Origin of the sequence: Mesorhizobium sp. M1406 (genome assembly GCF_040317555.1) — a bacterium.
Classification (GTDB): domain Bacteria; phylum Pseudomonadota; class Alphaproteobacteria; order Rhizobiales; family Rhizobiaceae; genus Mesorhizobium.
The window spans coordinates 31462-52096 of the sequence record NZ_JAMYKW010000014.1; the positions used below are offsets into that span (position 1 = coordinate 31462).

At 63.3% G+C, this 20635-nt stretch carries 20 protein-coding genes; 13 read left to right on the forward strand and 7 right to left on the reverse strand.

Annotated features, from left to right (window positions below):
- The first annotated feature begins 66 nt into the window (after positions 1-66).
- A complete protein-coding gene (locus NKH03_RS14480; RefSeq protein ID WP_352866021.1) occupies positions 67-1191 on the forward strand; it encodes a DUF2333 family protein in 1125 nt (374 codons plus the stop codon).
- Between the two features lie 313 nt (positions 1192-1504).
- Complete coding sequence (locus NKH03_RS14485; RefSeq protein WP_352968873.1) at positions 1505-3184, forward strand: formate--tetrahydrofolate ligase; 1680 nt, start codon at positions 1505-1507, stop codon at positions 3182-3184.
- A 66-nt stretch (positions 3185-3250) separates the two neighbouring features.
- On the opposite strand, the gene NKH03_RS14490 is transcribed toward NKH03_RS14485, so the two are convergent.
- Positions 3251-3895: a cysteine hydrolase family protein gene (locus NKH03_RS14490; protein WP_352968874.1), complete on the reverse strand. Its 645-nt coding sequence runs from the start codon at positions 3893-3895 to the stop codon at positions 3251-3253.
- A 127-nt stretch (positions 3896-4022) separates the two neighbouring features.
- Between NKH03_RS14490 and NKH03_RS14495 the strand changes: the two genes are divergently transcribed.
- Positions 4023-5021: a GlxA family transcriptional regulator gene (locus NKH03_RS14495; protein ID WP_352968875.1), complete on the forward strand. Its 999-nt coding sequence runs from the start codon at positions 4023-4025 to the stop codon at positions 5019-5021.
- 44 nt (positions 5022-5065) lie between these two features.
- The gene (locus NKH03_RS14500; protein ID WP_352968876.1) at positions 5066-6061 is read left to right on the forward strand and encodes a LysR family transcriptional regulator; all 996 of its coding nucleotides are present in this window, start codon (positions 5066-5068) and stop codon (positions 6059-6061) included.
- 45 nt (positions 6062-6106) lie between these two features.
- On the opposite strand, the gene NKH03_RS14505 is transcribed toward NKH03_RS14500, so the two are convergent.
- On the reverse strand, positions 6107-7066 hold the full coding sequence (locus tag NKH03_RS14505) for a hypothetical protein (RefSeq protein ID WP_352968877.1): 960 nt from the start codon (positions 7064-7066) through the stop codon (positions 6107-6109).
- A gap of 75 nt (positions 7067-7141) precedes the next feature.
- On the opposite strand from NKH03_RS14505, the gene NKH03_RS14510 reads away from it, so the two are divergent.
- A complete protein-coding gene (locus NKH03_RS14510; RefSeq protein ID WP_352968878.1) occupies positions 7142-8035 on the forward strand; it encodes a glutathione S-transferase family protein in 894 nt (297 codons plus the stop codon).
- Positions 8036-8170: 135 nt separating this feature from the next.
- Here the strand turns inward: NKH03_RS14510 and NKH03_RS14515 are convergent, their stop codons facing one another.
- The gene (locus NKH03_RS14515; RefSeq protein WP_352968879.1) at positions 8171-8728 is read right to left on the reverse strand and encodes a sugar O-acetyltransferase; all 558 of its coding nucleotides are present in this window, start codon (positions 8726-8728) and stop codon (positions 8171-8173) included.
- Positions 8729-8913: 185 nt separating this feature from the next.
- Between NKH03_RS14515 and NKH03_RS14520 the strand changes: the two genes are divergently transcribed.
- The 4 genes from NKH03_RS14520 (at position 8914) to NKH03_RS14535 (ending at position 13195) form a co-directional block, all read left to right on the forward strand.
- Positions 8914-9375, forward strand: a complete 462-nt coding sequence (locus NKH03_RS14520; RefSeq protein ID WP_352968881.1) for a DUF4126 domain-containing protein — start codon at positions 8914-8916, stop codon at positions 9373-9375.
- Positions 9372-10748 (forward strand): FAD-containing oxidoreductase, encoded by a 1377-nt coding sequence (locus tag NKH03_RS14525; protein ID WP_352968883.1) that lies wholly within the window; start codon positions 9372-9374, stop codon positions 10746-10748. The genes NKH03_RS14520 and NKH03_RS14525 overlap by 4 nt, the downstream gene beginning before the upstream one ends.
- Positions 10749-10872: 124 nt before the next feature.
- Entirely contained in the window at positions 10873-12051 is a 1179-nt protein-coding gene (locus NKH03_RS14530; RefSeq protein ID WP_352968884.1) for an MFS transporter, read from the forward strand.
- A gap of 88 nt (positions 12052-12139) precedes the next feature.
- Positions 12140-13195 (forward strand): M14 family metallopeptidase, encoded by a 1056-nt coding sequence (locus tag NKH03_RS14535; RefSeq protein ID WP_352968885.1) that lies wholly within the window; start codon positions 12140-12142, stop codon positions 13193-13195.
- Position 13196: 1 nt separating this feature from the next.
- Here the strand turns inward: NKH03_RS14535 and NKH03_RS14540 are convergent, their stop codons facing one another.
- Complete coding sequence (locus NKH03_RS14540; RefSeq protein ID WP_352968886.1) at positions 13197-13967, reverse strand: isocitrate lyase/PEP mutase family protein; 771 nt, start codon at positions 13965-13967, stop codon at positions 13197-13199.
- A gap of 321 nt (positions 13968-14288) precedes the next feature.
- Between NKH03_RS14540 and NKH03_RS14545 the strand changes: the two genes are divergently transcribed.
- Together NKH03_RS14545 and NKH03_RS14550 are read left to right on the forward strand one after the other, a co-directional pair.
- Positions 14289-16478, forward strand: a complete 2190-nt coding sequence (locus NKH03_RS14545) for an anthranilate synthase (RefSeq protein WP_352865995.1) — start codon at positions 14289-14291, stop codon at positions 16476-16478.
- 5 nt (positions 16479-16483) lie between these two features.
- Positions 16484-17431, forward strand: coding sequence for a cation diffusion facilitator family transporter (locus tag NKH03_RS14550; protein WP_352865993.1), 948 nt, complete (start codon positions 16484-16486; stop codon positions 17429-17431).
- A 6-nt stretch (positions 17432-17437) separates the two neighbouring features.
- Here NKH03_RS14550 and NKH03_RS14555 read toward each other — a convergent pair whose 3' ends face one another.
- From NKH03_RS14555 to NKH03_RS14565, 3 genes are all read right to left on the reverse strand, one after another.
- Positions 17438-17824 (reverse strand): type II toxin-antitoxin system VapC family toxin, encoded by a 387-nt coding sequence (locus tag NKH03_RS14555; RefSeq protein ID WP_352865991.1) that lies wholly within the window; start codon positions 17822-17824, stop codon positions 17438-17440.
- Positions 17821-18066 (reverse strand): antitoxin, encoded by a 246-nt coding sequence (locus NKH03_RS14560; protein WP_352968961.1) that lies wholly within the window; start codon positions 18064-18066, stop codon positions 17821-17823. Before NKH03_RS14560 ends, NKH03_RS14555 begins: the two co-directional genes overlap by 4 nt.
- Positions 18067-18132: 66 nt before the next feature.
- A complete protein-coding gene (locus tag NKH03_RS14565; RefSeq protein WP_352968887.1) occupies positions 18133-19236 on the reverse strand; it encodes a hypothetical protein in 1104 nt (367 codons plus the stop codon).
- A 102-nt stretch (positions 19237-19338) separates the two neighbouring features.
- Here NKH03_RS14565 and NKH03_RS14570 point away from each other — a divergent pair, with 102 nt between their 5' ends.
- On the forward strand, positions 19339-19776 hold the full coding sequence (locus NKH03_RS14570) for a DsrE family protein (protein ID WP_352968888.1): 438 nt from the start codon (positions 19339-19341) through the stop codon (positions 19774-19776).
- Between the two features lie 62 nt (positions 19777-19838).
- Positions 19839-20621, forward strand: coding sequence for an SDR family NAD(P)-dependent oxidoreductase (locus NKH03_RS14575; protein WP_352968889.1), 783 nt, complete (start codon positions 19839-19841; stop codon positions 20619-20621).
- Positions 20622-20635 lie beyond the last annotated feature (14 nt).

Genomic DNA, 20635 nt, shown 5'->3' on the forward strand with positions numbered 1-20635 from the left:
GGCGCATGATGTTATCCAAAAAGTCTGCAACTTTTTGGCATCGTGCTTTGAGGGGATGACATTGCCATGCTCGATCCGATCGTGAACTTCTTCACCCGGATTTTCCAGTGGATCGGCCGCGGCATTGGGCTTGTGATCGGCGCGATCCTGTGGCCGTTCCTGTGGGCCGGGCGCTGGTACACGCAGCGTGGCTGGATCCTCAAGGCGGCGCTCGGCCTGGCTTTGCTGGTGCTGATCGGCCTCTACGCCAATTTCTTCTACGCCACCCAGTGGTGGAACAATTTCAACCCGAACTACCCCGACACATACACTTTCGAGAAACGTAACGTCTCCGCCGGCGAACAGCTCTCGGCGGGCTCCGGCACCGACACGGCCAAGACCTGCGGCAACTCCGGCATCGCCCAGGTGGCGGCCGACCTGACCGATTTCAACGTCAACCAGAATGCCTGGATCTCGTCGATGATCCTCTACAAGCTCGGCCTGTTCGGCATCGACTGGGACAACACGCCGTGGATGGATAACAAGGCCTCGTTCCAGCGCGGCATCAACCAGGCGGTGCGGCGCACCGCGACCGAACTCGCCGACAATCTCGGCCGTGTGCGCACCACCTCGCAGATCGACAGCGATCTGCAGAATGCCCGCGGCAATCTGCAGTTCGACGAGGAGACCTGGTATTTCGGCCTGAACCCGTTCGGCCCCAAGACGCCGACGCCAAGCTACTATCGCGATGCCGTCCGCATGCTGCGTTCCTTCAACGCTCGCCTTGCCACCTGCCAGGCGACGTTCGACGCCCGCGCCGACAATCTGAAACAATATATCGACCGTATCTCGTCCGACATCGGCTCGACCTCGGCGATCCTCAAGGAACGAGCTGAAAACCACAACAATGGCTGGTTCGATTTCCGCGCCGACGACCGCTTCTGGTTCGCCTATGGCCAGCTCTACGGCTATTACGGCCTGATGAAGGGCGCCCAGGCGGACTTCGACGACGTCATCAAGGAAAAGCATCTGCAGAACCTGTGGGACACGATGGACTCGCAGTTCGTCTCGGCGCTGCGCATCCAGCCCTTCATCATCGCCAATGGCCGCGAGGACGGCTGGATCCTGCCGACGCACCTGACGACAATGGGCTTCTACGTGCTCAGGGTGCGCTCCAACATGGTCGAAATCAGCAACGTGCTGACTCAGTAACGCTGTTCCATTGGGCACCACGCGATGGCGAATTTGCGCCGTCGCCTCTGTCGCATTCCGTGCATTGTGCGGCTGTTTTGAGACGGCGGAACGACGCGTCCTCTGGCTTCTATACGGCGCGGCAACGGAGCCAGGAAGAACCGATGACAGGTCGGCCGGTCCGCAGAGGAATTTTCTCTATAGGAAACTTAGTTGCATACAAGTTGACGCCGCGGCAGCGACAGGGTTAGAACATGCCCGCGCCCGGTTCCAACCTGCTTGCGAGTGACATCAAACCCGTCCCCTCCACCGTCCAATCCAGAGGAAAGCCGTCATGGCCGAAGTGAAGTCCGACATCGAGATCGCGCGCGGCGCCAGGAAAAAGCAGATCCAGGAGATCGGCCAGAAGATCGGCATCCCGACCGAGCATCTGCTGCCCTATGGCCACGACAAGGCCAAGATCTCCGCCGAGTTCATCAAGTCGGTGAAGGGCAACAAGGACGGCAAGCTGATCCTCGTCACCGCCATCAACCCGACGCCGGCCGGCGAAGGCAAGACGACGACCACGGTCGGCCTCGGCGACGGCCTGAACCGCATCGGCAAGAAGGCGATCGTCTGCATCCGCGAGGCCTCGCTCGGCCCGAACTTCGGTGTCAAGGGCGGCGCTGCCGGCGGCGGCTACGCGCAGGTCGTGCCGATGGAGGACATGAACCTTCACTTCACCGGCGACTTCCACGCCATCACCACGGCGCATAATTTGCTTTCGGCGCTGATCGACAACCACATCTACTGGGGTAATGAACTCGGTATCGACAACCGCCGCGTCGTCTGGCGCCGCGTCATGGACATGAACGACCGGGCGCTGCGCGAAATCATCTGCTCGCTCGGCGGCGTCGCCAACGGTTTTCCGCGCGAGGCCGGCTTCGACATCACCGTCGCCTCGGAAGTCATGGCCATCCTGTGCCTGGCCACTGATCTGAAGGACCTGGAAAAGCGCCTCGGCGACATCATCGTCGCCTACCGTCGCGACAAGTCGGCGGTCTATGCCCGCGACCTCAAGGCAGACGGCGCCATGGCCGTGCTGCTGAAGGACGCCATGCAGCCGAACCTGGTGCAGACGCTGGAGAACAACCCGGCCTTCGTGCATGGCGGGCCGTTCGCCAACATCGCGCATGGCTGTAACTCGGTCGTCGCCACCACGACGGCGCTCAAGCTTGCCGACTATGTCGTCACCGAAGCCGGTTTCGGCGCCGATCTCGGTGCGGAAAAGTTCTTCGACATCAAGTGCCGCAAGGCGGGCCTGAAGCCAGCGGCGGCCGTCATCGTCGCCACCGTGCGCGCCATGAAGATGAATGGCGGCGTCAAGAAGGAAGACCTCGGCAAGGAAAACGTCGAAGCTGTGAAGAAGGGCTGCGCCAACCTTGGCCGCCACATCGAGAACATCAGGCAGTTCGGCGTGCCGGCGGTGGTCGCCATCAACCACTTCTATTCCGACACCGACGCCGAGATCCAGGCGATGAAGGACTATGTCACCTCGATGGGCGAAGAGGCAATCCTGTGCAAGCACTGGGCCCATGGCTCGGCCGGCATCGAGGACCTCGCCAACAAGGTGGTGGCGCTGGCCGAATCCGGCGCCTCGCAGTTCGCGCCGCTCTATCCCGATGCCATGCCGCTGTTCGAGAAGATCAACACCATCGTCCAGCGCATCTATCGCGGCTCGGAGGCGATCGCCGACAAGTCGGTGCGCGACCAGCTGCACGCCTGGGAGCAGGCCGGCTACGGCCACCTCCCAGTCTGCATGGCCAAGACCCAGTATTCGTTCTCGACCGACCCGAATTTGCGCGGCGCGCCGACCGGCCACACCGTGCCGGTGCGCGAGGTCAGGCTTTCGGCCGGTGCCGGCTTCGTTGTCGTCATCTGCGGCGAGGTCATGACCATGCCAGGCCTACCCAGGGCGCCGTCCTCGGAGAAGATCTTCCTCAACGAAATGGGTCAGATCGAAGGCCTGTTCTGAGATCTTGCAGTTTCGACAAAAAGGGCGCCGCAGCGATGCGGCGCCCTTTTCTCTTTTAGGACAGTCCTAAGCAGCACTGCGCGACAGCGCCCGCCGGTTGGAGCCGAAGATGGTATCGCGTTCCGGCAGCGCGCCGGTCTTCAGGCACTCGACCCATTCGGCGGTCTTTAGCACCGCGGCGAAGCGCGACTGCAGGATGATCGTGACTACGCGGTGGATCTCCTCGGCCGAGGCGTAGCCGGCGCTGTTGGCGTAAGGCACCGAGCCGGTGGCGTCGGACAGGAACTCGACGGCAAAGCCCATATGCACGGCGTGGATGATGGTCGACAGGTCGCAATTGTGCGTCATGTAGCCGACCACCGTGATCGTATCGATGGCGTTGGCACGCAGCCAGTCCTCGAGATCGGTGCCGGTGAAGGCGCTGGGCAGGTTCTTTTCGACATAGTGGTCGCGCTCGCGCCTGGCGATCTCGGGATGCAGTTCGCCGCCATGGCTGCCCTTGGCGAAGATAGGCGATGTCTCCGGCGCCATCTGCTTGATGACCACCACCTTGATACCGGCCGCTGCGGCCGCATCCATCGCCCGCGCCACATGAACGACGCTGTCACGGAACGGCGGATGCTGGATGGCGAGATTGCCGCCGTCATAGTCGTTCTGCACATCGACGACGATCAGCGCCCGGCGTGGCGTGGTGTTGGCTGGGTCAGACATTGTGTTTTCCTTTCCTGCTTGAATGCGATGGGCCGAAAATAGGCGGACCGCCGGGCCGCTGAAAGTGGCCCGATTGACATCATCCGAAAGAGTTGGGACAATCCACGCTCACTCGCTGGAGGCACCCATGACCGACCCGATCATTGCCGTCCTCGCCTTCGACGGCATCAGCCCATTCCATCTTTCCGTGCCGTGCCTGGTGTTCGGTGAGGACAGGACGGCGCTTGGTCTGCCGCGCTTCGACTTCCGCATCTGCGCGGTCAAGGCCGGCCCGATCCACACCGAAGCCGGACTGACCGTCACGGCACCGCATGGGCTCGAGGGACTTGATAGCGCCGACATCGTCATCATCCCGAGCTGGCATCATCTCGGCGAGCCGCCATCGCCGCTGCTGATGGAGGCGCTGCGCCGTGCGCACCGGCGCGGCGCCTTGATTGTCGGACTGTGCCTGGGAACCTTTGCGATCGCCGCGGCCGGGCTGCTGTCGGGCCGCCGGGCGGCGACGCACTGGGCCTATTCCGAACAATTGCAAACACTCCATCCCGACATCGCCGTCGATGCCTCGGTGCTTTATATCGACAATGGCGATGTCGTGACCTCGGCCGGCGTCGCCGCTGGTCTCGACTGCTGTCTACACATCGTGCGCGCCCGCTATGGCGCGGAAGCCGCGCTGCGGCTCGCCCGCCAGATCGTGCTTTCTCCGCATCGGCAAGGCGGGCAGGCGCAATTCATCGAGCATCCGGTGGCAAGGAGCGCGGATGCCGACCGTTTCGCCCAAGCCCTCGACGCGGTTCGCGCGACGCTCGGCGAGGCGCATAGCCTGGACAGCGTCGCCGATGCCGCCGGCCTGACAAGGCGCACCTTCACCCGCCGCTTCCAGAAATCGATCGGCACCAGTTTCGGCGAATGGCTGACCGGTCAGCGGATAGAACTGGCGCAGCGGCTGCTGGAGGCAACGGAAAAGTCGATGGACATGGTGGCCTTCGAAGCCGGCTTCGGCAGCGCCACCTCGCTGCGCCAGCATTTCGCCGCGCGGCTCAGGACATCGCCGGCGCAATACCGGCGCGAATTTTCCAGGCGGCCCGATCAGGAGGGGAACAAGGCGCCAGAGGTTGAAAACAGCTAATGACACGACCAAGCCAGAAGCCATCGCAAGATTGACTCAACCGCATGCTCGTCAAACTGGGGAGCCATGCTAGAGATCGCTATCGATTGAATGCCGCCTACCGTTGCGAGGCCCCGTTGACTCAACGATTATCGGATTTCGACATTGGCTTGCTGCTGACACTCGACGCCCTGTTGAAGCACCAGAACGTCACCCATGCGGCGTCGAGATTGAACATCACCCAATCCGCCTTGTCGGCCCGTCTGACCCGACTGCGCCAGTTGCTGAACGATCCACTCTTCACCACGGCGGCGTCCGGACGGGGGATGACGCCCACGCCTCACGCTCTGGCGCTTGAGGCCGAACTCACGCGCCTGCTCGAGCGGTTGAGCGATTTTGTGAATACCGCCCATCTGTTCGACCCTGCGACAAGCAAACGTGTCTATCGCATTGCCGCAACGGATAATCCGGCCGCGATCCTGGCTCCGGACCTCATTCCGCGGTTCAAATCCCAGGCTCCCAACGCAAAGGTCGCTTTTACCGTGCCCAACAAGCCGAGGATCGTCGAGCACCTGGAGCAGGGCGACGTCGATCTCTTCATCGGGGCCGCGGAAGACGGCTCGGGTGGTCTGATCGGGCAGAAACTGTTCGAAGAAGAATTCGTCACGGCCCAGCGGCACGGCCATCCACGGGGCAAGGGACCAATAACCTTGGACGAGTTCTGTGCCCTCGACCATCTGCTCATTTCGACGACCGGCGGGCATTTTGCAGGGATGATCGATGACGCGCTTTCGGAGATTGGCCGCGAGCGCAACGTGACGGTCTCCATCCAGAGCTACGCCTTGGCCCCCCTCGTTCTGGCGAACAGCGATCTGATCTGCACCCTGCCCCGGCGTTTCCTGAGGCGCTTCGCTCAGGTCCTTGATCTGTTCGAAGCGCCCCTGGTACTTTCGCCGTTCGCCATGAACCTGTTCTGGCACCCGAGGATGCGCAGCGACCCTGCGCACATGTGGCTGCGCAAACTGGTGATGCGAAGCGCTCGCAGCAGTCATGAAGACTAGTGGCCGGACGCCACGCAACCGTTCCGGCCACCGCATGTCGCGCTATCAGAACTTCTGAAGCAGGTAGTCGCCGACCTTTTCGGCAGCGGGATCGAACAGCGTATCGAGCCGCGAGTTCAGCACGTAGATGTCGTCGCCCAGGATCGCCGCGGCCGTCGGCATAGACATGATGCTGCGCTCCTGCCGGACGATCGCTGCCGATGCCCACCCGTCGGTGGAAACCAGTTCGACGGCGCGATCGACGCCAAGGTTCTGCACGACGACGAGATGCTGCTCATCGATCAGTTGAATGCCGTCGGCACCCGTCAGAGGCTCGGGCAGCTTCACCAGCTCGATCTTGCCTGGGTCGGCGATGCTGACGCGAAACAGCTCACCCGTATTGTATTTGCCGACGAGCAGATAGCCGTCCTTGTGCCAGGCGATGCCGTTCAGGTTGAAGCCATCGCTGTCCTTGAAGCGCGGGTCCTGCGCGAAGATCGTTGCCTTGCCTGCCGTATCGATCCGGTAGACGATCGGAGCAAAGCTGTCGGTCACATAAGCGTTTCCGTCGGCGTCGAGCGCGATATCATTGGCAAAATGCGTGCCTCCGCTGAGACTGCCGAGGTCGTAGTAGGCCCGAGACTGGCCGGTCGTGGCATCATATGTGGCCACCCCCGCAAGCTTGCCCTGGGTCGCCGCATTGGTGCGGTCGCCGACGCCCGGATCGGAGTTCGTCACCCAGAGCGTATTGCGCTTGTCGTCGACGAGCAGGCCCGCCGTGGAAATCAGTTTCGCATCGTGGACGAACACCGTGTACTTCCCGGCTTCGTCGACCTTGGCCACCAGTCCATGACGCACCGAGCCGACCATGAAGGTGTCCTGCTTGGCCGACCACGTAATGCCTTCCGGATAACTCTGGTCGGAGGTGAACGAAATTTTCTGGGCCGTGGTGCCGGCCATCGATGGCGATACAAAACTGAAGGACGTTATGGCGGCGATGCCAGCCATAAGAGAGCGAGAGATCATGATTGGGGTTCCTTTCGATCGGTTGATGTCACCGCTCTAGAACCCCGTGCGCGCCTTGAGAAATCGCCTGTCACGATGGGACCAATCGATCATGTCCATGGGTTCGGCGCTTGCGAAAGTCGAAACCCTTCCCAATGCCTCACCGGCCATGGACGGGCCCGATACCACCAATCCGTGAGATCGATTGGTGCACTGTTGGGCAAACCAGCATGTTCCAACGCTTCAACATCAGCAGGCGGCAAATTGGCCGGACCGGGTGGATGTTCAACGATGGAACAGAAAAACATGCTCAATCTGTATTTTCATGCCACGCCGAATTCGATGAAGGTGGCGGTGCTGCTGGAAGAACTGGAACTGCCCTTCGACCTCTCGCCGGTCGATATCTTCAAGGGCGAGCAGCACGCGCCCGAATTCAGGGCGGTCAATCCCAACGGCAAGGTTCCGGCGATGGTGGACGGGGATGTGACGATCTTCGATTCCCATGCCATCCTCCTCTACCTCGCCGAGAAGCACGGAAAGTTCCTTCCCAGCGAGCTGAAGAACAAGGCCGTCATGCTGTCATGGCTGCAGTTCGTGGCAACAGGCCTGTCGCCGTTTTCCGGCCAGGCGATCCACTTCCTTCACTACGCTCCGGAAGACATCGCCTATGCTAAAAATCGCTACGTGAAGGAAGCCGAGCGACACTATTCGGTTCTGGACCATCGCCTTGCGCAGGCTCGATATCTGGCAGGTGACGAATATACAATCGCGGACATGGCACTTTGGGGTTGGGCCGCCTCGGCCGGATATGTATTCGGCCAGAAAGGCCTTGGCGACTATCCCAATGTCATGCGCTTCATGGACGAAGTGACCAAGCGCCCCGCCGTTCAGCGCGCCTTGGATATAAAGGCGAAACATACCTTCAAGGCCGAACTCGATACCGAAACACGTCGCGCCATGTTCCCTCAAAACGAGACTGTTGCAGCCTGATATGTGCAACCGACAGGTTCTGCCGTCGGTGGAGTATTGGGCGCCCTCTGTTGGCGGGACGAAGTGCAACGCCGGTGTCGGGTGCAGATTAATGCAGCACGACGTCAGGAGGCGCCCGGGCTGTCGCACCGATCCCTAATCCCGCTTGACCGCCCGCGCGGGGTTGCCGACCATCGTGGTGTTGGCGGCCACGTCGCGCGTCACCACCGCGCCGGCACCGACGATCGCGCCGTCACCGATGCCGACGCCGCCGAGGATGACGGCACCACCGCCGATCCAGGCATTGGCGCCGATCTCGACCGGCCTGGCGATCTCCAGTCCGGCTTGCCGCCCACTGGCCTCCTTGTGGTGCTCGGCGCAGTAGATCTGAACATTGGGACCAAGCAGCGTTCCCTTGCCGATGCGCACGCTCGCCGTATCGAGGATGGTGCAGCCGGCATTGAGAAAGACGCCGTCGCCGAGAAAGATGTTGAAACCGTAGGCGCAATGGAACGGCGCCTCGATACGGGCGCCCTCGCCGGCTTTGCCGAGCAGCACCTTCAAGCCCGGTCCGAGGTTGCCGCGCTGACGCGGCGGCAGGCAATTATGCTCGAACACCGCGTCGCGCGCTATCGCCCGCAAAGCCTCCAGTTCGTCGTCGAGGCACGTATACCATTCGCCGGCCGCCATCCTTGCGCGCTCGCTTCCAGCCATGACGATGTCTCCATGTGACGTCACTGCCAAAGCACAATTGCAGTGAACGGGGAAGTGCCAGCGCCCCGGCAGCACCAGCGCAAATCCATTCGGATTTTTCGCAGTCATGCGCTGGTCAAATGCCGGACCTATGCTAGCCTGCTCTTGCCGGACTGTCCTGGCCCGGCGATCGAGGGGGATCGACGATGCTTTACATTCTCGCACTTCTGATCGGTATCATTGCCGGTCTTCGCGCCATGACCGCGCCGGCCGCGGTTGCCTGGGGCGCTTGGCTCGGCTGGCTGTCGGTTGCTGGCACCTGGGCGAGCTTCATGAGCCATTGGGCAGCTGTCGGCATCTTCACCATCCTGGCCATCGTCGAGCTGGTCACCGACCAATTGCCTTCGACGCCAAGCCGCAAGGTACCGCAGCAATTCGGCGCTCGCATCATTTTGGGTGCCTTCGCTGGCGCGGCGATCGGCGCGACAGGCGGGGCCACCATCGGCGGCCTGATTGCCGGCGCCATCGGCGCTGTCATCGGCACGCTGGGCGGCGCCGAAGCACGCGGACGGCTGGCGGCAGCCTTCGGCAAGGATCGGCCCGCCGCCTTCATCGAGGACGCGGTGGCGATCCTCGGCGGCTTGCTGATCGTAGCGGCGGTGGCATGACAACGAAAACCTTCGACGCCATCGTCATCGGCGCCGGACAGGCCGGCCCTCCGCTGGCCGGCCGGCTGAATGCGGCAGGCATGAGCGTGGCGCTGATCGAACGCAAGCTGGTTGGCGGCACTTGCGTCAACACCGGCTGCATGCCGACCAAGACCATGGTCGCCAGCGCCTATGCCGCGCACTTGGCGCGGCGTGCGGCCGACTATGGCGTCACGCTCGGCGGCCCGGTCGGCATCGACTATGCCAGGATCAAGGCGCGCAAGGACAAGGTGACGATCGACGCCCGCACCAATCTGGAGACCTGGATCGCAGGCATGGACAAATGCACGCTCTACCGTGGCCATGCTCGGTTCGAATCCGCCAACACGGTCCGCGTCGGCGACGAGCTTCTGACCGCCGAGAAAATCTTTCTCAACACCGGCGGCCGAGCAACGGTGCCCGACCTGCCCGGCATCCACGACATCGACTATTTGACCAATTCCTCGATGATGGATCTCGGCGTGCTGCCGCGCCATCTCATCGTCGTCGGCGGCAGCTATGTCTCGCTCGAATTCGCGCAAATGTTCCGCCGCTTCGGCTCGGAAGTCACCGTCATCGAGAAGAGCCTCCGCCTGACCGGCCGCGAGGACGAGGACGTCTCGGCCGCCATCCTGTCGATCCTCGAAAACGAAGGCATCACAGTCCATGTCGGTGCCGACGACATCAGCTTCGCCAAACAGGGCGGGGATATTGCCGTGAACTTCTCGGCCGGCAAACCGCCGGCGGTCGGCTCGCATTTGCTGCTGGCCCTGGGGCGGACGCCCAACACCGACGACCTCGGCCTGGAAAAGGCCGGCGTCGAGGTCGACCGGCGCGGCTTCGTGATTGTCGACGACCAGCTGCGCACCAGCGTGCCCGGCATCTGGGCGATGGGCGACTGCAACGGCAAGGGCGCCTTCACCCACACCTCCTACAACGACTACGAGATTGTCGCCGCCAACCTGCTCGACAACGATCCGCGTAAGGTCAGCGATCGCATCGAAGCCTATGCGCTCTACATCGACCCGCCGCTCGGCCGCTGCGGCATGACCGAGGCCTCGGTGAAGAAATCCGGCCGTCGCGCACTCGTCGGCCAGCGGCCGATGACCCGCGTCGGCCGCGCCATCGAAAAGGGCGAGACGCAAGGCTTCATGAAGATCCTGGTCGATGCCGACACCAGGCAGATCCTCGGCTGCTCGGTGCTCGGCCCCGGTGGCGACGAGGCGGTGCATTGCGTGCTCGACCTGATGTACGCCAAGGCGCCCGTCGACACGCTCGCGCGCGCCGTGCACATCCATCCCAATGTCTCGGAATTGCTGCCGACCATTGCCCAGGAGCTGAAGCCGCTGGTTTAAGAGCAGCGGCGACCTATTTCAAAGCCCTTTCTTTTCTGCATTGCTGCAATGCAGCAATGCAGCTTGCGAACGGTGGCGTCCTTCGCGCAGTCTCAATTTTGAACCGATTCAGTCTGGACGCCCCATGCCCTTGCCGATCCTTGCGCTTGCTATTGCGTCCTTCTGCATCGGCACCACCGAATTCGTCATCATGGGCCTGCTGCCGGAGGTCGCCGCCGATCTCGGCGTGTCCATCCCTTCCGCGGGCCTGCTGGTCACCGGCTATGCGTTAGGCGTCGTCTTCGGCGCCCCGATTGTCGCCATGGCCACCGCGCATTTGCCGCGCAAGCCGGTGCTGGTTGGCCTCGCCGTGCTGTTCGTCGTCGGCAATTTGTTTTGCGCCATCTCGCCCAATTACTGGACGCTGATGGCCGCGCGCGTCTTCACCGCCTTCGGCCATGGCGCCTTCTTCGGCATCGGCTCGGTCGTTGCCGCCAGCCTGGTGCCGCGCAACAAGCGCGCCAGCGCCATCGCGCTCATGTTCGCCGGACTGACGCTGGCCAACATCCTTGGCGTTCCGGCTGGCACCGCGCTTGGCGAAGCCCTCGGCTGGCGCGCCACTTTCCTGGCCGTGGTCGGCATCGGCCTGATCTCGGTCGCGGCGATCGCCTGGCTGGTGCCATCCGATGTCACTGAACCGAGCGGCGGCGGCCTGCGTGGCGAATTGCGCGTGCTGGGCAAACTGCAGGTCTGGCTGGCGATGCTGATCGCCGCCCTGGCCTCGGCCAGCCTGTTTGCCGTCTTCACCTACATCAAACCCTATTTGACCGACGTATCCGGCCTGTCCACCTCCGCGGTCACCTGGGTGCTGCTGCTGTTCGGAGCCGGCATGACCATCGGCAACATCATCGGCGGCAGGCTGGCCGACTGGAAACTGATGCCGACGGTGATCGGCACGCTACTCTCGATGGCGCTGCTGCTGGTCGGCTTCATGCAGTTCGGAGCGATAGCAAGCGTTGCCATCGGCATCGTCTTCCTCTGGGGGCTGCTGATCTTCGTCGTCGTGCCACCGCTGCAGATCCGCGTCGTCGAGGCGGCCTCCGAGGGGCCGAACCTGGCCGCCACGCTGAACCAGGGCGCCTTCAATGTCGGTAATGCCAGCGGCGCCTGGATCGGCGGCGTGGCCCTTTCCACCGGTGTCTCCTATGCCAATTTGCCGCTGGTCGGCGCGGCACTTGCCCTGCTGGCGGTCACCGTCGCTGTGCTGTCGCAGGCGCTGGATCGCCCCGCGCCCGTCATCCCTCTCCAGGCTCCCGCGGAGTAGCCGCTTGCGCCCATAGCGCGGCAGTCTGGACCAATCGACATCGGCACCTTCAAATGGGCATGTCTTGTCGCTCTTGATGGAGGACGTCATGCAGAAATCGATCGAGCGCATCGCCGGCGAAAGCGAAGGTGTTTCCTACGAATTCCCGCTGTTCCGCTTCGCGGGCGCGGACAAGGCCGCCCCATCCGCCTATCTGCAGGCAGCGCTCCATGCCGGCGAATTGCCGGGCGTCGTCGCCATCGACGCGCTGATGCCGATGCTCAACAAGGCCGAGGCCGAGGGCCGCATCAAGGGCAACCTCACCATCGTGCCCTGGGCCAACCCGGTCGGCCGGGCGCAATATCATTTCGGCGAGCATCAGGGCCGCTTCCATCTGGGCACCCGCACCAATTTCAACCGCGGCTTTCCGCTGCTCGCCGCGCCCGACACAGCCCTCTTGCACGACACCGCACTTGGCACGGTCGACCAGCGGCTGAAGAGCCGGCTGGTGCAGTTGTCGCTTGGCCATGACATCGTGCTCGACCTGCACTGCGACGACGAGGGCCTCGCCTATCTCTACGTCCACACCAGCCTGTGGCCGGCGATGGCCGATTGCGCCGCCGCCATGGGCGTCGATGCGGTCGTGCTGTGGAGCGAGGACACCGACGGCACCTTCGAGGGCGCCGCGATCATGCCCTACCAGAACGTTCCCGCCGAAGTGGCGAAGCTCGACCGCCGCGTCGCCACCACGGTCGAATATCGCGGCATCCTCGATGTCGACGGCGCCTTGGCCGCCGCCGACGCCGAAGGGCTCTACCGGCTGCTGGTGGGGCGCGGCGTGATCGCCGATAACACCCTGTCCGCGCCCGGTCCCTTCACCGGCACCGTCGCGCCCCTGGAGAACATCGACATGATGCCCGCACCCCGGGCAGGCGCGGTGCTCTACGACGTGAAGCCCGGCGACCGCGTCGCCAAAGGCGCAAGGCTGGCCACCATCGTCCATGCGCCGGGCGAAGCCGATGGCCGCACCGAAGTCTTCGCGCCGCAGGGCGGCGTCATCCTGACCCGCCGCTCGCGCCGCATCATCCGCGCCGGCGAGGATCTGCTGAAGCTGGTCGGCGACAGGAAGAGCGCAGACGCCAGGTCGGGCACGCTGGAAGATTGATCTAGCCAGAAATGGCCTGGCGCGCCTTCGCCTCCAGCCATTCCGCCATCTGCCGGTAAGGAACAGGGCCATGGCTGATGCGGGCGACGCCGAGTTCGGCCAGCCGCTGGCGCGGCGGCACATGCGCCAGCGCGATGATGTTGACCGGCAACGCGGTTGCCTTGCAGAGCGCCTCGATGAGGCCCTCATCGCCAAGGCCCGGCGCGAAAAAACCGTTCGCTCCGGCCTTTTCATAGGCCCGCGCCCGTTCGATCGCCTGATCGAGCAGCGCCTTGTCATGCGTATCCGGCTTCGCCTTGAGAAAGATGTCGGTCCGGGCGTTGAGGAAAGCCGGTATACCCGATTGCCTGACGGCGGCCGCCGCGGCCTCGATGCGTTTCACCTGCACGGCGATGTCATGCAGGCCGGTGCCGCCGACGATCTGATCCTCGAAATTGAAGCCGATGGCCCCGGCCTGCAAGGCAAGCGTCACCGTGCGGGCGACGATGTCCGGGTCGACGCCGTAGCCGCCCTCGAGGTCCATCGTCACCGGCAGGTCGACCGACCCGACGATGCGCCTGATGTTGTCGATCGCCAGCTCCAGCGGGATCTTCTCGCCATCGGCATATCCGAAGGCGGCCGCCACCGGCCAGCTTCCGGTGGCGATGGCCTTGGCTCCTGCTTTCTCGACGATCTTGGCCGAGCCGGGATCCCATGCATTGTAGAGGACGATCGGGTTTCCCTTGACGTGGAGGGAATGGAACGTGCTCGCGCGCTCGATCTGCTCGGTCATTGGTATTTTCTCATGTTCCTGCTGTTGGATGAACAATCTAGCCCGGACTGCCAACTCTGGCGATGTGCCATGAGATGCAGAGGCGGCGGCCACCGGACAGGCTTTTCAAACCAGTTGCGTATCCTCCCTTTCGCAGCTATGGATTTCGCCATGAATATGCGTTCGACCAAGACCATTTGGTGGTGGGCCTGCTGACAGCGGCCTGTTCGAACGCGCGTGCGCGAAAAGAGAGGGTGGCCGCAACGGAAAGTCCGGGCGGCCATTTGTTTTTTCCAAGCCATTCCCGGGTCCGTTGCCCCAAAGAAGCTGATGGAGACGGCAATGACGATGAAGGTTCTGGATAACGGGGCGGAAAGTTTCGTGACCGCGGGTGGCGTGACCATCACTCGCGAGCGCCACGACCGGCCCTATGCGGGCGCGATCGACGCTTACGTCGACGGCCTGAATTCGCGCCGGGGCGCCGTGTTTTCCTCGAACTATGAATATCCCGGCCGCTACACGCGCTGGGACACCGCCATCATCGACCCGCCGCTGGTCATCTCGGCACGTGGCCGCGCCATGCGCATCGAGGCGCTGAACCGCCGCGGCGAGGCGCTGTTGCCGGTCATCGGCAAGGCGCTGGGCGGCCTCGCCGACGTCACAATCGCCGAGACATCGAATAAGCTCATCCGCCTCGACGTCGCCAAACCCGGCCGTGTGTTCACCGAGGAGGAGCGCAGCCGCGTTCCTTCGGTGTTTACTGTCCTGCGCGCCATCACCGCGCTGTTCAAGACCGAGGAAGACGCCAATCTCGGTCTCTATGGCGCCTTCGGCTACGACCTCGCCTTCCAGTTCGACCCGGTCGACTACAAGCTCGAGCGCAAGCAAAGCCAGCGCGACCTGGTGCTGTTCCTGCCCGACGAGATCCTCGTCGTCGACCATTATTCGGCCAAGGCCTGGACCGACCGCTACGACTATGCCGGCGACGGGTTTTCGACGGAAGGGTTGCCGCGCGACGAAATCGCCGAGCCGTTCAAGAGCCCTGACCGCATCCCGCCGCGCGGCGACCATGAACCTGGCGAATACGCCAATCTGGTACGCAAGGCGATGGATTCGTTCAAGCGCGGCGACCTGTTCGAGGTCGTCCCCGGCCAGATGTTCTATGAGCGCTGCGAGACGCAGCCATCGGAGATTTCGCGCAAGCTGAAGTCGATCAACCCCTCGCCCTATTCCTTCTTCATCAATCTGGGCGAAGGCGAGTATCTGATCGGCGCCTCGCCCGAAATGTTCGTGCGCGTCAACGGCCGCCGCGTCGAGACCTGCCCGATCTCGGGCACTATCAAGCGCGGCGACGACGCCATTTCGGACTCCGAGCAGATCCTGAAACTGCTCAACTCCAAGAAGGACGAATCCGAGCTGACCATGTGCTCGGACGTCGATCGCAACGACAAGTCGCGGGTCTGCGAGCCGGGTTCGGTGCGCGTCATCGGCCGCCGCCAGATCGAGATGTATTCGCGCCTGATCCACACCGTCGACCACATCGAAGGCCGGCTGCGCGAAGGCATGGATGCCTTCGACGCCTTCCTGTCTCATGCCTGGGCGGTTACCGTTACCGGCGCTCCGAAACTGTGGGCCATGCGCTTCATCGAACAGAACGAGAAGAGCCCGCGCGCCTGGTACGGCGGCGCGATCGGCATGGTCAACTTCAACGGCGACATGAACACCGGCCTCACCCTGCGCACCATCCGCATCAAGGACGGCATTGCCGAAGTGCGCGCCGGCGCCACATTGCTCTTCGACAGCATTCCTGAGGAAGAAGAAGCCGAAACCGAACTGAAGGCATCCGCCATGCTCTCCGCCATCCGCGACGCCAAGACAGGCAATTCCGCCAGCACCGAGCGCACCACCGCGCGCGTCGGCGACGGCGTCAACATCCTGCTCGTCGACCACGAGGATTCGTTCGTGCACACGCTGGCCAATTATTTCCGCCAGACCGGAGCCAATGTCTCGACCGTGCGCACGCCGGTGCCGGAGGAAGTGTTCGACCGGCTGAAGCCCGACCTCGTCGTGCTGTCGCCCGGCCCCGGCACGCCGAAGGATTTCGATTGCGCCGCGACCATCAGACGAGCGCGCGCCCGCGACCTGCCGATCTTCGGCGTCTGCCTTGGCCTGCAGGCCTTGGCCGAAGCCTATGGCGGCGAGCTCAGGCAGTTGCATGTGCCGATGCACGGCAAGCCGTCGCGCATCCGCGTCTCGAAGCCGGGCATCATCTTCTCCGGCCTGCCCAAGGAGGTCACCGTCGGCCGTTACCACTCGATCTTTGCCGACCCGGTGCGGTTGCCCGATGACTTCATCGTCACGGCCGAGACCGAGGACGGCGTCATCATGGCCTTCGAGCACCGCAAGGAGCCGATCGCCGCGGTGCAGTTCCACCCGGAATCGATCATGACGCTCGGCCACAATGCCGGCATGCGCATCATCGAAAACATCGTCGCCCACCTGCCGCGCAAGGCCAAGGAAAAGGCCGCCTGACGATCATGGCCGAAGCCGAGAACACAATGGCGATCGCGGCCAAGGCGGCCGCGAAGCGCAAGGTCGCCAACCTTGCCTTCTGGTCGATCATCATTGCCGCGATCGTGCTCGGCCTGAAGCTCGTCGCCTGGTACGTCACCGGCTCCGTCGCGCTCTATTCGGACGCGCTGGAATCGATCGTCAACGTCATCGCCTCGGTGGCCGCCTTCTGGGCGATCCAGGTCAGCTACAAGCCGGCCGACCAGGATCACCCCTTCGGCCATCACAAGGCGGAGTATTTCTCGGCGGTGCTTGAGGGCGTGCTGATCGTGCTCGCCGCGCTTTTGATCCTCAACGAGGTCTGGCGGTCCTGGCAGAGTCCCGCGCCACTCGAACAGCCCTGGGAAGGTCTTGCCGTCAACGGCGTCGCCACGGTGATCAATGCTTTCTGGGCCTGGACGCTGATCCGTGCCGGCAGGGCCGAGAAGTCACCGGCGCTGGTCGCCGACGGCAACCACATCATGACCGACGTGGTGACCTCGATCGGCGTCTTCGGCGGCCTCGTCGGAGCGATCCTGACCGGCTGGCAGATCCTCGATCCGGCGCTTGCCGTCCTCGTGGCGCTGAACATCCTGTGGCAGGGCTGGCATGTCATCGGCTCGTCGATGAACGGCCTGATGGACCGCGCCGTCGACACGCAGGAGCACATGCGCATCCGCGACGTCATCTCGGCCAACTGCAAGGGCGCGCTCGAGGTGCATGACCTCAAGACACGCATCGCCGGCCGCGCCACCTTCATCGAGTTCCATCTGGTCGTCGATGCCGACATGTCGGTCGGCGCCAGCCATGTCATCTGCGACCGCATCGAGGACGCCCTGAAGGCCGAGATCCCCTCGGTGCGCGTCACCATCCATGTCGAGCCCGACGACGAGGCCAAGCTGCCGAAGGGCACGACGGCCGTGCCGTTCGCTTGAGGCGGTTCACCAGGTCTCGATTGAAAGATTTTTGATCCGCTCGAATTCCCGGACATTACGGGTCATCAGCGTAAGGTTCCGAGCGCGCGCCTGCCCGCCGATCAACGCATCGTAGGGACCGATTGGAGTTCCCAACGTCGCAAGCGTTGCCCGAATCTCGCCGGCATGTCTCGCGTCTTCCCGGTCAAATTCGAGGACGGGGAACTGCAGAGCTTCGATGCGTGCCAAATTTTCGGGCCTTCGCTGGCTCTTTTCAGCACCATAGTACAATTCGTGTACCACTATCGCCGAGAGGGCAAAATCCTGCGGCGTGCGCTGTTTGAGTAGTGTCAGCAGACCATCATCGCCCTTGATGACCGCAATAACGGCATTGGTGTCGAGCAGGTAGATCACTTGAAGACGTCATCCAAGGCGGGTCTATCCTGGCCGTCCTGACGTTCCAGTGCTGCCTCGGCGAAATCGTTATCAAGTGGTCCGATCACTTGGTCGAGCCACCCCCAATCCTGCGCAACCGGTTCCAGGATAACGGTCTGTCCGTGACGGCGGATCGAAACCTCGTTTGTTTCGAAACGGAATTCCTTGGGCAGGCGTACAGCTTGTGACCTCCCCGACCAGAACACTTTTGCTTTTTCCATCATGCTATCCTCAGATGAGATATAGCAAAGATATATTCCCTCATGGCGATGTAGACAAGTCCGGGCTCATGGCGCGCAGGCCGATTGCGGCATCGGCTGCAGCCGATAGACCTTGTCGTCGGATTTGGTCTTGCCGTCGGCGGCCTTCGAACACAGGTCGACGATCGCGAGAGCGCTGTTGGGATTGGCCAGCATCATCGTGCCGTCGGCGCCGCGCTTGAGGAAAATCTCTTTCCGCGCGATGTCGCAGGAGAAATCGCTCATCTTCGAGCTCGCCGCGCAGCGCCACTGGTCGGCCTCGCCCTGGCAGGAATAGGTCTGCGTCACCTCAGCCGATTTACGCCGTGTGGTGACGGTAACGGCAATGTCGGCACCGTCTGGCCAGTTGGCGGCGTCGCCGCCCGAGGCAAAGGACGCCAGTTCGACCGATCCGCGGAAAACCCGGATCGACTGCGTCAGCTGGTCGGGATGCGAGGCAAGGTGCGATCCGTCATAGTCGCGGCCATAGCAGAACGCCTGGTCCGGCTTCAGCCGCTCGCGCAGCGGCGGACCGAGTGCCGGGTCGATCGGATCGATGCGCGCGAACTCCGCCTTGCAGGTCGCGGCCGGCATCGGGTCGAGGCGGAAATTGTCGTCCTCCGAGCCGAGCGCCTGCCTGTCATACTCAGCCTCGCCAAGTTCGTCTTCCGATCCCGCATCGAGATAAAGATCGGGGGACACACCGGTGACAATCAGGCGGCCTTTCTCGTCGAGCTTCAGCGAGGCCATGGTGCGGTCGCAGTCCATGCCGCAACGGATCGGGCCGGACGTGCCATCCTCGGACTCGTGATTGCACCAGCCGCCGGCCCATTCCGGCGCCTTGGCTCCGCGCACGGTGGTGGCGATGAAGCCGTTATAGGACGAGTCGGAGCTTGCGGCGGGCTGCTCATTGGGACGGCTCACCGGATCATGACCATAGAGGAAGAAGATCCGCCCCACTTTCTGCTTCGGGTGCGCCTTGAGGTGCGCCGCGTCATAGACGCGGCCGAAACAGGCGTCAGTGCCGTCGGGACTGAGTTCGGCGAGCTTGAGCGCATCATCGGCGAAGGCCGAGCCGGCAAGCGTGGCAATCAGCGCCGCACCAAACCCGGCGCCGGCAATTGTCTTCCATTCCCCCACCCCGAACGCCATGTGATCTCTCCTCCGCATCGACAGGACGCAACGTCAATTTATGCTAGTATTGCGGCCGCGGCCACGCAATTCGCGGTGGGCCGCCAAGCCGAGGAGGATGCCATGCGCCGGCGCGAAATGTTCCGCGCGGTTCTTGCCGGAACCGGAACGCTTCTTGGCTTGGGGGCGGTGCAGGCAGCCACCATCAAGCCTGCCAGGCAGAAGGTCGCCTATCATTTGAGCGACGTCGAAAAAGTCAACTTCGTGCTCGGCAACATCAAGAACCACTATGATGGTACCGGCGGCAATGTCGACATCGCGCTGGTCGTGCACGGTCCTGCCTTGGCGGCCTTCAAGTCGAAAGGCATATCGGCAGCGATTTCCGGGCGCTTCGCCGGCCTGGTGCGGCAGGGGCTGGAATCCCATGCCTGCGCCAACACCATGCAAGGCATGGATATTTCGCTCGCCGACCTGCTCGCCGGTTTCCATGCCGCCGACAAGGGCGGCGTCGTCAAACTCACCGAACTGCAAGGCCAGGGCTACGCCTATCTGCGCCCGTGAGGCTTGAACACCGGGGCGGCAAGGGCCTACGAAGGACGGGCCGACATCCCGGAGGAAGAACCGTGCCAGCCACAACCACACTCAGCATACCCGATCTTGCCGGCAAGGCGGTGCTGGTCACCGGTGCGTCGACCGGCATCGGCGCGGCGCTCGCGCTGGCGTATGCAGCGCAGAAGTGCAAGGTGGCGCTGCATTATAACTCGAGCCGCGACGCCGCCGAGAAGCTCGGCTTGACGATCGCCGACAAGGGCGGCGAGGTGTTTCTCGTCCAGGGTGATTTCTCCGTTGCCACCGATGTCGAACGTGTCGTCGAGGACAGCGCGCGGTATTTCGGCCGCCTCGACGGGCTGGTCAACAATGCCGGCGGCATGCTTGGCCGCGTGCCCTATGCCGAACAAACCGAAGCGCATTACGACGCGGTGATGGGTCTCAACGCGCGCTCGGTGCTGACCGCCTCGCGCAAGGCGATCCCATGGCTGAAGAAACAGGGCGGCTTCATCGTCAACACCTCGTCGATCGCCGCGCGCAATGGTGCCGGCGGCGGCGCCGGGCTTTACGGCTCGGCCAAGGCCTTCGTCTCCAATGTGACGCGCGGCATGGCCAAGGAGCTGATCGGCTTCGGCATCCGCGTCAACGCGGTGGCGCCCGGCACCATTCTCACCCCTTTCCACGAGCGCTATTCGACCGACGAGCAGATGAAAGGCATGATCGCCACGATTCCGCAGGGGCGTGCGGGCACGGCGCAGGACTGCGTCGGCGCCTATCTGTTCCTCTCTTCCGATCTTTTGAGCGGCTACATCACCGGCCAGGTGATCGAGGTGAATGGCGGCCAGTTGATGCCTTGAGCGGCTATCTGCAT

Excerpts from the sequence above, each read along its gene's own strand:
- NKH03_RS14530 (WP_352968884.1), top strand. The coding sequence starts at position 10,873 with ATGCCCTTGCCGATCCTTGCGCTTGCTATTGCGTCCTTCTGCATCGGC.
- NKH03_RS14570 (WP_352968888.1), top strand. The coding sequence starts at position 19,339 with ATGCGCCGGCGCGAAATGTTCCGCGCGGTTCTTGCCGGAACCGGAACG.
- NKH03_RS14490 (WP_352968874.1), bottom strand. The coding sequence starts at position 3,895 with ATGTCTGACCCAGCCAACACCACGCCACGCCGGGCGCTGATCGTCGTC.
- NKH03_RS14480 (WP_352866021.1), top strand. The coding sequence starts at position 67 with ATGCTCGATCCGATCGTGAACTTCTTCACCCGGATTTTCCAGTGGATC.
- NKH03_RS14540 (WP_352968886.1), bottom strand. The coding sequence starts at position 13,967 with ATGACCGAGCAGATCGAGCGCGCGAGCACGTTCCATTCCCTCCACGTC.
- NKH03_RS14510 (WP_352968878.1), top strand. The coding sequence starts at position 7,142 with ATGGGACCAATCGATCATGTCCATGGGTTCGGCGCTTGCGAAAGTCGA.
- NKH03_RS14515 (WP_352968879.1), bottom strand. The coding sequence starts at position 8,728 with ATGGCTGGAAGCGAGCGCGCAAGGATGGCGGCCGGCGAATGGTATACG.
- NKH03_RS14545 (WP_352865995.1), top strand. The coding sequence starts at position 14,289 with ATGACGATGAAGGTTCTGGATAACGGGGCGGAAAGTTTCGTGACCGCG.
- NKH03_RS14550 (WP_352865993.1), top strand. The coding sequence starts at position 16,484 with ATGGCCGAAGCCGAGAACACAATGGCGATCGCGGCCAAGGCGGCCGCG.
- NKH03_RS14495 (WP_352968875.1), top strand. The coding sequence starts at position 4,023 with ATGACCGACCCGATCATTGCCGTCCTCGCCTTCGACGGCATCAGCCCA.
- NKH03_RS14485 (WP_352968873.1), top strand. The coding sequence starts at position 1,505 with ATGGCCGAAGTGAAGTCCGACATCGAGATCGCGCGCGGCGCCAGGAAA.
- NKH03_RS14565 (WP_352968887.1), bottom strand. The coding sequence starts at position 19,236 with ATGGCGTTCGGGGTGGGGGAATGGAAGACAATTGCCGGCGCCGGGTTT.
- NKH03_RS14500 (WP_352968876.1), top strand. The coding sequence starts at position 5,066 with ATGCTCGTCAAACTGGGGAGCCATGCTAGAGATCGCTATCGATTGAAT.
- NKH03_RS14520 (WP_352968881.1), top strand. The coding sequence starts at position 8,914 with ATGCTTTACATTCTCGCACTTCTGATCGGTATCATTGCCGGTCTTCGC.
- NKH03_RS14535 (WP_352968885.1), top strand. The coding sequence starts at position 12,140 with ATGCAGAAATCGATCGAGCGCATCGCCGGCGAAAGCGAAGGTGTTTCC.
- NKH03_RS14525 (WP_352968883.1), top strand. The coding sequence starts at position 9,372 with ATGACAACGAAAACCTTCGACGCCATCGTCATCGGCGCCGGACAGGCC.
- NKH03_RS14560 (WP_352968961.1), bottom strand. The coding sequence starts at position 18,066 with ATGGAAAAAGCAAAAGTGTTCTGGTCGGGGAGGTCACAAGCTGTACGC.
- NKH03_RS14505 (WP_352968877.1), bottom strand. The coding sequence starts at position 7,066 with ATGATCTCTCGCTCTCTTATGGCTGGCATCGCCGCCATAACGTCCTTC.